Origin of the sequence: Candidatus Acetatifactor stercoripullorum (assembly GCF_944382095.1) — a bacterium.
In the GTDB taxonomy this organism is placed as follows: domain Bacteria; phylum Bacillota; class Clostridia; order Lachnospirales; family Lachnospiraceae; genus Acetatifactor; species Acetatifactor stercoripullorum.
This window is the reverse complement of sequence record NZ_CALWMU010000062.1, coordinates 1-11041: the sequence shown is the minus strand read 5'-3', so window position 1 is coordinate 11041 and position 11041 is coordinate 1. Positions and strand designations below refer to the sequence as shown.

Here is an 11041-nt window from a genome sequence, read left to right as displayed (position 1 = left end):
ACGGATTACGGCCCGAACAACGACGGAGTAACGGATTACAACGATACGGATTACGGCCCGAACAACGACGGAGTGACGGATTACAACGATACGGATTACGGCCCGAACAACGACGGAGTAACGGATTACAACGATACGGATTACGGCCCGAACAACGACGGAGTGACAGACTACAGTGATACCGATTACGACGACGGCAGCAGTAATTACAGTGACAATAATGATGGGGATTCCGATTATGATGACTGAGCCGTCAAAAAAGGTTTCTCTGCGGCACGAGCTGAAGCACCAGATCAGCCTGCGGGAGGATCTGGTGCTTTCCCAAAGGCTGAGGAAGCTGTTTTTCCACGATAAGCATGCCGGGGCAGATGGCGTATACCGGGTAACCAGCTTGTATTTTGACACCCCCTACGACAGTGCTCTGCGTGAGAAAATCGACGGGGTAAATCGACGTGAAAAATTCCGCCTGCGGTATTATGGGAAGGATACTTCCTTTATCCGGCTGGAAAAGAAATTCAAGGAAAATGGACTATGTGGTAAGCGAAGCATAGGGATGAAACCAGAGCAGGTCTTGAAGCTGCTCTCCGGCAGCTATGAATTCCTCTTGGATTCGGGGGAGCCTCTTTTCATAGAATTCTACAGCAAGCTAAAGGGGAAAGGGCTGCAGCCCAAGACCATTGTCTGTTACGACAGGGAAGCTTTTTACTATGCACCCGGCAATGTGCGGATTACGCTGGATCGGAACATCCGTACCGGGCTTGGCTGCGTGGACTTTTTGAATCCGCAAATTTTCCACTTATGTGTGATGGAGCAAAGTACCGTGATGGAAGTCAAATACGATGCGTTTTTGCCGGAGCTTGTCCGTATGGCGGTACAGGTGCCTGGAAGGCAGGCTGCATCTTGCTCCAAGTATGCCTTGTGCCGACGCTTTGATTGAAAAGTAGATTGAGGAGGATGAGCGCCAATGACTTTTCAGGATATTTTCAAATCCAGTTTTTTGGAGAATCTCTCCAGCATCTCTATGCTGGATATGATAATTGCTCTTGTTTTAGCATTTTTAATGGGGCTGTTTATCTTTTTCATCTATAAAAAGAGCTACAGTGGTGTAATGTATTCGGCAAGCTTTGGCGTGACGCTGATTGCGTTATCTCTCATTACTACTCTGCTGATTATGACCGTGGTGAGCAATGTGGTGTTGTCCCTCGGTATGGTAGGCGCCCTGTCCATTGTCCGGTTCCGCACGGCAATTAAGGAGCCGCTGGATATTGCCTTTTTATTCTGGGCCATTGCGGTAGGCATTGTGCTTGCGGCCGGCCTGCTTCCGCTGGCGGTATTTGGCAGTATTTTTATCGGTTTGGTGCTGCTTGGCTTTTCTAAAAGCAAAACGGTGGATTCGCCGTATATTCTGGTGGTACACTGCGAAAGCAGCGAGATTGAGGAACAAGTAAGAGTCTTTATAAAATCACAAGTCAAGCGGTTAAATCTCAAGAGCAAGAGTGTGGACAAGGGATGTGTGGAGCTCAACTATGAGGTTCGCCTGAAGGAGGATGACAGCGCCTTTGTGAACGAGCTGGAGGCTGTGGCAGGTGTATCGCGGGTGGTGCTGGTCTCCTACAACGGCGATTATATGGGTTAGGGCGATGGTAAAGCATAAATATATAGACCGAATCTGTATTGCTGCGGTAATCTTGGCGGCTGCTCTTACAATCGTGCTGATGTTCGGTGAAAGGCTGGGAATTCTCAAAGCAAGTGCAAATCCAGGGTATGCTGCCCGGCTGTTTGACGACAGTCTGGTGCATACTGTTGACATTCAAATTGAGGATTGGCGCACTTTTATTGAACAGGCAGAGGAGGAAGAATATGTCCCCTGTACTGTGGTAATTGACGGAGAAAGGTTTGACAATATAGGATTGCGGATAAAAGGGAATAATTCTCTCCGTCTGACGGAGGAATACGGACTGTCCCGTTACAGTCTCAAGCTGGAATTCGACCAATTTTTGGACGGAGGCAATTACTACGGACTTGATAAGCTTTCCCTGGATGCTTCTTTTCAAGACAACAGCTATCTGAAAACCTATATGGCATACGATATGATGAAATTTATGGAGGTTCCAGCTCCTCTTTGCAGCTATGTCTGGGTGACGGTGAATGGAGAGGAATGGGGATTGTTTCTGGCTATTGAGGAGCCGGAGGAGTCTTTTGCCCGGCGCAATTTCGGAAATGACTACGGGAAATTGTATAAGCCGGATTACCGTTTTCTCAATGATGAAAACTTCGACGTGGCATTGAAATATATTGATGACAGTCCGGATAGTTATCCCGGAATTTTTAAAAACGCCAAATTCAAAACGTCGCAGGCCGACCAAAAAAGGCTGATTGAATCGCTGCGGATTTTGTCTACGGGAGAAAACCTGGAAACGGCCATAGATGTGGACGAGGTGCTGAGATACTTTGTGGTGCAGGTTTTTGTGATGAACTGGGACAGCTATCTGGGCTATACAGGGCATAATTACTTTTTGTATGAGGAAGATGGTATCCTCAGTATACTGCCCTGGGATTACAATCTGGCCTTTGGCACCTATGCTCTTGGGATGAGCAGCCCGATCGAAGATCCAAATATTCTTATAAACTATCCAATCAACACTCCTGCAGAAGGGGAGGTCATGCTCAACCGCCCCCTATACCATAATCTGATGAAGCAGGAGGAATACTTCGGCCGTTATCATGAATACTTTGAAAAATTTCTTTCGGAATACTTTGAAACCGGCCGTTTTGAAGCAACCCTCCGGCAGACCGAAAAATTGATTGCACCATATGTTCAAAAGGACCCAACCTCCTTTTGTTCTTTTGAGGATCACAAGCTGGCAGTGGATACGCTGGAGGAGATCTGTCTGCTTCGGGCCCAGAGCATCCGCGGACAGCTGGACGGAGAAATCCCTGCAACAATACGAGGACAGCTGGAGCAGCCGGAAAAAAAGCTGGATGCTTCTCATATAGAAATTAAGAACCTTGGGGATTTTGATGATTTGGAAAACGCAAAACGAAAGCAGGATGCTGCGTTGAATGAAGTGCTGAAGGTAAAATAATATAGCAGCAATAGAAGAGATTTCATAATTTTTCAGTACTTTTTGCGTATTTTTCCCAAATTTCAGGTGGTTAGTACTGTGATTTTGCTGTAACATAACTGTGAAAGATTTCTGATGGATTATTTTAATGTCCGCTGGGCGGGCAGGAGGGATAGGAATGAGAGCAGTAAAATTGGGAAAAAAGCAAAATCAGGAACTGATATTAAAGGGAAATCTGGTGAAGGCAATTTTATCGCTGGCGATTCCGGTTGTCATCAACAGCTTTCTGCAGACCATGTACAATCTGACGGACACCTATTGGCTGGGAAAAATCGGAACCAGCCAGCTGGCGGCCATCAATCTGGTGACGCCTGTGCAGAATGTGATTATCAATTTCGGAACGGGCATCACGGTGGCGGGAGCGGTGCTGATCGCCCAGTATGTGGGCGCAGGTCAAAAGGATGAGGGCAAAAGCATGGCAAACCAGATATTTGCCTGCGCTATGCTCTTTTCGGTGGTATGCTCCACAGTATGCTTTGCTGCTGCGCCGGGAATCATAAATTGGCTGGGCGCTGATCCGGAAACCTTTGTGCATGCTCAGACTTATCTTAGAATTGTGATCTGGGATATGCCCTTCCTTTATATGGTGAACATTTTTTCAGCAGTGCATCAGGCTCAGGGCGATGCGGTGCGCCCCATGCTTCTGAATCTGGGCGGCATTCTGATTAACATGGTGCTGGACCCCCTGCTGATGATCACCTTCGATATGGGAACGGCAGGCGCGGCCCTGGCTACGCTGCTGGCGAAGGCGGTTCCCGCTGTGGCAGCTTTTGTGCTGCTTTCCAACCCAAAAAAGGACATTCATTTGGATGTGCGCCACATCCGGTTTGAAAAGGAAAAGCTGAAAATGATTCTGAAGGTGGGTCTGCCTACGGCAATCGGAGGAAGCACCATGCAGCTTGGTTTCCTTTTGATGAGCAGGAATGTGTATGTATACGGAACAGGAGCCATGGCTGCCTATGGGATCGGCAATAAGGTAAACGGGCTGATTACGCTGCCCTCCAACGGCATCGGCTCTGCAACGGCAACCATTGTGGCCCAGAATATGGGAGCCGGGCAGCAGGAGCGGGCGGAAAAAGGCTTCCGCATTTCTATGTGGATTTCTATTGTATTTTTATTTGTTGGTGGTATGATTTTATCAAGGATGAGGATATCCACGGCTATCGTAAACATTTTTTCCAATGATGATCAGGTGATTGCCATGGCGGCGGACTTCCTGAGCATTATGGCATTCTGGTGCTTTACCAACGGTATTTATAATACGGTGTCAGGCCTGTTCCAGGGCACAGGGCATACGGAGGTAAACATGGCGGTGGACGCCACAAGGCTTTGGGTGTTCCGGTTTTTGACGCTGTGGTTCTGCGAGAGTATTCTTCACATGGGTGTGCGCAGCGTGTGGTATTCGGTAGTAATCAGCAATGGCATTTCTGCTGTGATACTGTATATCTTGTACCGCACTGGTCTGTGGAAGAAAGCCAAGCTTAAGATTAACAAAAAAATGACAAGGGAATCTTATGAAGAAAGGGAAGCGCGGGCATAAATTGTGGATAGGCATGGCAGCGGCAGTGGTGCTGTTAAATGCAGCGGCATGGAACAGCACGGCATTCTGCGACGCCTATATTGCCTGGATTTTTCCTGTGTGGGTCAATACCTACGGCAGAATTACCGGACTGTTTCCCTTTTCCGTAGGGGAATGGATGATTGTTGCGGGCCTGGTGTTACTGGGATGCGCTTTTGTGCTTGCTCCGGCAGCGGCCCTGGCCGTCTGCATTCCCCTTCCGGCGTTTCGGCGGATTCGGGGGAAATGCCTTGGAATGGTGAAGGGCTTCTATGTATTTTTTATCTGGACCTTATTGATCGTATGCCTCGTGATGACGCTAAACTGTTTTATTTTGTATCACGCATCCACCTTTTCCGAAAAATATTTCGGGGAAAGGGGCAGTGAGGCGGAAGGCACTTATACGGCGAATGAGCTGATTCTTTTATATAATGAGATTGCGGAAAAATGTAATACCCTGTCCAGGCAGGTGGAGAGAGATGAACAGGGCAGGATTGTTTATCCGGGGGGCCTTCTGGAAAACGGTGAAATAGGGACGATGAAGGAAAAAGCCATAGAGATTATGAAACAGCTGGGAGAGACCTATCCCCAGCTGGATGGGTATTATCCCAGTCCAAAGCCTTTTTTCTTTTCGGATTTTATATGCCAGCAGTATATGCAGGGCTACTATTTTCCTTTTTCCATGGAAGCAAATTACAACGATGTGATGTATATTTTGAACAAGCCGGCCTGCATGTGCCATGAGCTGGCCCATTTAAGAGGTTATATCTACGAGGATGAGGCAAATTTTATCAGCTATCTGGCCTGCATCCAGTCTGATGACATTTATTTTCAGTACAGCGGATATTTAAGTGTTCTTCCCTATGTGAGCAACGACATATATGCCTTGCAGGAGACGGGAAGCGGCGCGGAATGGGACGTCTATCCCATAAGGCTGTATGAGCAGGTGTATGAGGATGATGTCTTTGTAACGAAAGAAGAATGGGACCGTATCAATGGCAAGGCAATTTTTGACACGGAGACGGTGGATCAGGTTTCGGATGCCTTTGTGGATACCACTCTGCGGGTCAACGGGGTAGAGGACGGCATGGTCAGCTACAGCCGGGTGGTGAAGCTTCTTCTGCAGTATCAGCGGATTCAAGTAGGGCAGGAGGAAGGCTCAGGCTGGTAACGATTTTTTTTGCACAGTCAAGAAAGCTCTGCATTTCCTGCCTGGTGAGATTCTGGCAGATTCTCTCGTCCAGCCTTACAAAATTTCCATGCACCCTGGCGGCGCAGACCCTTCCCTTCTCGGTAAGCACAATGAGAAAGGAGCGGCGGCAGCCAGGGTGCTTTTCTCTGGTGATATAGCCCGCTTCCTCCAGCCGGTCTAAATTTCTGGAAATGGTGGCCGTATCCAGAAAACATTTATCCGCCAGCTCTTTTTGGGTGATGTGATCCTGCTCATAGAGCTTGTTTAAGATACGGGGCTGTCCTACGGTCAGGCCCAGCTTTTGAAAGGCAGGCTGTAAAATCCTTTTTCTTGCAATTTCCATTTCCAGCATAGCTTCTCTGATGTCTTGTTTTTCCATGCCGACCTCCTTTTTATTCCAGTTCAAATTGTCCGGTGTAAAGACGGTAGTAACGGCCCTTTTGGGCAAGCAGCTCCTCGTGGCTGCCTCTTTCAATGATTTCTCCCTGCTCCAATACCATAATGGCCTTGGAATTGCGCACGGTAGAGAGCCTGTGGGCGATGACAAACACGGTGCGCCCTTCCATCAAGGAATCCATTCCCTTTTCAATGAGACGCTCTGTCCTGGTGTCAATAGAGCTGGTGGCCTCGTCCAAAATCAATACCGGCGGGCGGGAGATGGCGGCTCTGGCGATGGCTAAAAGCTGTCTTTGGCCCTGAGATAGGTTGGAACCGTCACTGTGCAGCATCGTGTCATATCCATTGGGCAGTCTGCGGATGAAGGAATCGGCATTGGCGATCAGGGCTGCCTGCCTGACCTCCTCATCGCTTGCCTTCAGACGACCGTAGCGGATGTTGTCGGCAATGGTGCCTGTGAACAGATGGGTGTCTTGAATGACCAGGGAAAGAGAACGCCGCAGGTCCTTTTTGCAGATGTCCCTGATATCCAGGCCGTCATAGGTGATGGAGCCTCCCTGTATCTCATAGAAACGGTTGATCAGGTTGATAATGGTGGTTTTTCCCGCTCCGGTGGAGCCCACAAAGGCAATTTTCTGTCCGGGCTTGGCGTAGAGACTGATGCCGTTTAAAATTCGTTTCTCCGGAGTGTAGCCGAACACCACGTCATGAAAGCGCACATCTCCCTTTAAGGGAACCAGCGCAAAGCCCCCTCCCTTAAGGGGAACCTTCCAGGCAAAGTCCCGGCCCTCTGTATCGCTTTCATAAAGCCTTCCATCCCTTTCCCGTACATGGCAAAGGGTGATGTGCCCCTGATCCGGCTCCGGCTCCTCCTCCATCATCTCAAAAATTCGTTCGGCTCCCGACAGAGCCGCCAAAAGAAAGTTGACCTGCTGGGTAAACTGATTCATGGGCATGGCGCTCTGCCTCACATATACCAGATAGGAGGTGAGGCTTCCCAAGTCCATCAGGCCGGAGAGCACAAACAGCCCGCCCACACAGGCAGAAACCGCATAATTAAAGTAGGAAAGGCTTACGATGGCCGGCACCATCATGCCGGAATAGGAGAGCGCCTTGGTGGACGCCTGGCGCAGCGCCTCATTTCTGCGGCAGAATTCCTCAAAATCCTTGTCCTCGTGATTGAAAACCTTTTCCACCTTCTGCCCGCTGACCATTTCCTCCACAAAGCTGTTGATGCTGCCCAGATGCTTTTGCTGATCCTGATAATACTTTTTGCTGCGCCGTCCGTTTATGCGGATAAATAGAAGCATCAAAAGCAAAAAGGCGATGACGATCAAGGACAGTCTGAAATTCAGCACAATGAGCATAACGATAGTGCCGCTGACCATGATAAAGCTCTGTATCAACAGGGTAAAGCTGTTGTTTAAGGCCTCCGTCAGGGTATCCACGTCATTGGTAAAGCGGCTCATCAGCTCTCCGTGGGTGTGGGCGTCAAAATAGGAGAGGGGGAGCTTCTGGGTGTGGGCAAATAAATCCCGGCGGATACGGCCTACGATTTTCTGACAGGTGTGCACCATCAGCTGATTGTACCCCAGCGTGGCCAGTGCGCCGCAGCCGTACATAAGGGCCATAGAAAAAACCATGCCTAAAAGTCCCGGGATATCTCCCGGCAGAATGTAGTTGTTGATCACAGGCTTGAGCAGATAGGTTCCCATGATATTTGCCATGCTGCTGATACATACCAAAAGAGCCACAAGCACCATGGACCATTTGTAAATCCCCATATAGTGGAGAAGCTGTCTGATGGTCTTTTTTTTGTTTTTGGGACGTGCATATCCGTTATATCTTGGCATTACAGATCCGCTCCTTCCTGCTGGGATTGATAAATCTCCTGATAAATTTGGTTATTTGCCAGAAGCTCCTTATGGGTCCCCACGGCATGAATTTTGCCATCCTCCAAAATCACGATCTTGTCTGCGTGGAACACGGAGGAAATTCTCTGGGCGATGATAATTTTGGTGGTTTTTGGAAGATAGCTTGCCAGACCCTCTCTGATCCTTGCCTCTGTGGCCGTATCCACGGCGCTGGTGGAGTCGTCCAGTATGAGCACCTTCGGCTTTTTCAGAAGGGCTCTGGCGATACACAGCCTCTGCTTTTGCCCGCCAGACACATTGACGCCGCCCTGGCCCAGATCTGTATCATATCCCTTTTCAAGCCGCCCGATAAACTCATCCACGCAGGCAATCCGGCAGGCCTCCTCTATTTCCTCCTGGGAGGCGTCCTCCTTGCCCCAGAGCAGATTATCCCTGACAGTGCCGGAGAAAAGCGTGTTTTTCTGCAGCACCATGGCAATGGAGTCCCGCAGGGGCTTTAAGGGATATTCCTGTACCGGACAGCCGTCAATCAAAAGCTGCCCGCCTGTCACGTCATAGAGCCGCGGAATGAGCTGCACCAAAGTGGATTTGGCAGATCCGGTTCTGCCGATGATGCCCACGGTACTTCCCGCCTCAATATGAAGGCAGATATCGGAGAGCACATACTCCTTTGCATCCCTGCTGTATTGAAAGTAAACATGGTCAAATACGATATCCCCCCGCTGTACGGTGATATCTCTTGCCCGCTCCTCCGTAATATCGATTTTTTCGTCCATAACCTCCATAATGCGCCGCCAGGAGGTAAGGGACCTAGTAAACATCATAAATACATTGGAAATCATCATCAGGGAATTGAGGATCTGCATCACATAGCTTAAAAATCCTGTCAGCTCGCCCACCTGAAGCTCTCCGGCCATAGTCAGGCGGCCCCCGAACCAGAGAATACACAGAATAGTGGTATACATTACAAGCTGCATGGCGGGCATATTCAGGGAGGCCACCCGGAAGGCCTTTTCCGAGGTGGTCTGCAGCCCAAGATTAACCGATTCAAATTTGGCAAGCTCATAATCTCCCCGCACGTAAGCCTTTACCACCCGGATGGCGGTGAGATTCTCCTGAATGATCCGGTTTACCAGATCCACCGCCTTCTGCATCCTGCTGTAGAGAGGGCGTACATGACTGATGATCCAAAACAGCAATATGCCTAAAACGGGAGCCGCGATGAGAAAAACAGCGGCCAGCTCCTTATTGATATAAAAGGAAACCGTAATGGCGGTGATCATCATCACAGGGGCCCGGCAGGCCGGACGAAGGCCGGTAGAGATAGAATTCTGAATGTTTGTCACGTCTCCCGTGAGTCTGGTCACAAGGGAGGAGACACGGAATCGGTCCGTGTTGGCAAAGGAAAACTGCTGGAGCTTCCTGTATTCATCCTTTCGGATTTCCGCGCCTATGCCCTGGCCGCACACAGCGGCAAACCGGGAGCTTCCCGTGCCAAGAATCAAAGACACTACCGCGCACAGAGCCATCAGGAGTCCCTTTTCAAATATGTAGGGCCTGTTGCCCGTGGCGATTCCCACATCCACCATATCCGCCATAATCAGGGGAATAATCAGTTCCAGAAAAGCCTCCAGCATAATACAGAACACAGCAAGGGCAGTGGAAAGACGATATTTTTTCAGATAGGACAAGAAACGTTTCATAGTGCCTCCGGATTTCTTATGCAATAGTTGTATCTGCAACTATTGTATAAGAAACGAAAGGGCGTGTCAATTAATTTACGAATTTTAGCTGGAAAAAATAGAGGGAAGAAGTCGAAAACTCTTTCCAAATATACAGTTTTCCTTTATGATGTTAATTGACTAGAAAAACTGTCTGTAATGGGCAGTGGAAATGAGAAAAATTATCTTGGATCATGATAGAGAGCTTCGTGGAGGGAATTGTGGATAGCAGAACAATACTTGAAATGCTGAGGTTTGGAGAGCATATAAACCTAGAATGTAAGAAAGCGGAATCAAAACTGCCAAACTCTGTATGGGAGACATACTCTTCTTTTGCCAATACAGATGGCGGAATCATTTTGTTTGGCGTAGAAGAACATGTTAGAGAAACAGATTTTGAAAAGAGATTCACATTTGTTTCTATCAAAAACCCTGATCAAAGGTTAAAAGATTTTTGGAATACTGTGAATAGTGAAAAAGTAAGCAGTAATATCCTTGTCGATGCAGATGCAGGACTCTGTGAAGTAAAAGGTGAAACTATCATGTGGATACAGGTGCCTCAGGCGGATTATCGCAGTAAACCGGTTTTTATTAATGGTAATCCGATGAAAGGAACCTTTAAACGCAACCATGAAGGAGATTATCATTGTACAGAAGACGAAGTCAAAGCAATGCTGCGAGATGCCAGCGATTCGGGAAATGATGGAGGATTGTTAAATGGCTATACTATGGATGATATAGATTTAAATTCCTTGCGTTCATATCGGATAGAATTCGAGCATCGAAATCCAGATCATATTTGGAACGGAGAGAATGATCAGATCTTTTAAAAAAATATGGGTGGATACGCAATTGACAGAGCTACCGGAAAAGGCTGGCTTACAGCAGCAGGATTACTGATGTTTGGAAAAGGGTTGTCGGTGCGTGAGCGTTTTGATAATATACGTATGGATTATATTGATGAAAGTAATCTTTTACCTGGAAGCCGTTGGAGTGACCGGCTTACCTATGATGGTATGTGGGAAAATAATCTATATAATTTTGTGCGTCAGATAACTCCTAAACTTGTCAATGGTATTAAACGTCCGTTCCGTTTGGAGGGAATGGTAAGAGTAGATGATACTCCGGTGCATAAAGCAATACGGGAAGCAGTGGCAAATATGATTATTCATAGT

Annotated in this window: 9 protein-coding genes and 2 pseudogenes; 8 read left to right on the top strand and 3 right to left on the bottom strand. The window is 48.1% G+C overall.

Going from position 1 to position 11041, the window contains the following annotated elements; genetic code table 11:
- From SHK35_RS13470 to SHK35_RS13445, 6 genes and pseudogenes are all read left to right on the top strand, one after another.
- Positions 1-249 (top strand): annotated as a pseudogene (locus tag SHK35_RS13470) (hypothetical protein); the annotation flags it as partial.
- Complete coding sequence (locus tag SHK35_RS13465) at positions 221-937, top strand: polyphosphate polymerase domain-containing protein (protein WP_318710167.1); 717 nt, start codon at positions 221-223, stop codon at positions 935-937. The pseudogene SHK35_RS13470 and the gene SHK35_RS13465, both read left to right, overlap by 29 nt.
- 27 nt (positions 938-964) lie before the next feature.
- Complete coding sequence (locus SHK35_RS13460) at positions 965-1636, top strand: DUF4956 domain-containing protein (RefSeq protein ID WP_318710166.1); 672 nt, start codon at positions 965-967, stop codon at positions 1634-1636.
- A complete protein-coding gene (locus tag SHK35_RS13455) occupies positions 1587-3086 on the top strand; it encodes a CotH kinase family protein (RefSeq protein WP_318710165.1) in 1500 nt (499 codons plus the stop codon). The genes SHK35_RS13460 and SHK35_RS13455 overlap by 50 nt, the downstream gene beginning before the upstream one ends.
- 157 nt (positions 3087-3243) lie before the next feature.
- Complete coding sequence (locus tag SHK35_RS13450) at positions 3244-4665, top strand: MATE family efflux transporter (protein WP_318710164.1); 1422 nt, start codon at positions 3244-3246, stop codon at positions 4663-4665.
- Entirely contained in the window at positions 4640-5854 is a 1215-nt protein-coding gene (locus SHK35_RS13445; RefSeq protein WP_318710163.1) for a DUF3810 domain-containing protein, read from the top strand. Before SHK35_RS13450 ends, SHK35_RS13445 begins: the two co-directional genes overlap by 26 nt.
- Here the strand turns inward: SHK35_RS13445 and SHK35_RS13440 are convergent.
- The 3 genes from SHK35_RS13440 to SHK35_RS13430 are packed head-to-tail and all read right to left on the bottom strand — an operon-like array spanning position 5775 to position 9848.
- Positions 5775-6254, bottom strand: a complete 480-nt coding sequence (locus SHK35_RS13440; RefSeq protein ID WP_318705387.1) for a MarR family winged helix-turn-helix transcriptional regulator — start codon at positions 6252-6254, stop codon at positions 5775-5777. The two genes, SHK35_RS13445 and SHK35_RS13440, sit on opposite strands and share 80 nt — an antisense overlap.
- A 13-nt stretch (positions 6255-6267) precedes the next feature.
- The gene (locus tag SHK35_RS13435; protein ID WP_318710162.1) at positions 6268-8124 is read right to left on the bottom strand and encodes an ABC transporter ATP-binding protein; all 1857 of its coding nucleotides are present in this window, start codon (positions 8122-8124) and stop codon (positions 6268-6270) included.
- Positions 8124-9848 carry an ABC transporter ATP-binding protein gene (locus SHK35_RS13430; RefSeq protein ID WP_318710161.1) on the bottom strand — a complete coding sequence of 575 codons (1725 nt, stop codon included), beginning with the start codon at positions 9846-9848 and terminating at the stop codon, positions 8124-8126. Before SHK35_RS13430 ends, SHK35_RS13435 begins: the two co-directional genes overlap by 1 nt.
- A 239-nt stretch (positions 9849-10087) precedes the next feature.
- On the opposite strand from SHK35_RS13430, the gene SHK35_RS13425 reads away from it, so the two are divergent.
- Entirely contained in the window at positions 10088-10696 is a 609-nt protein-coding gene (locus SHK35_RS13425) for an AlbA family DNA-binding domain-containing protein (protein WP_318710160.1), read from the top strand.
- 69 nt (positions 10697-10765) lie between these two features.
- Positions 10766-11041 (top strand): annotated as a pseudogene (locus tag SHK35_RS13420) (AAA family ATPase); the annotation flags it as partial.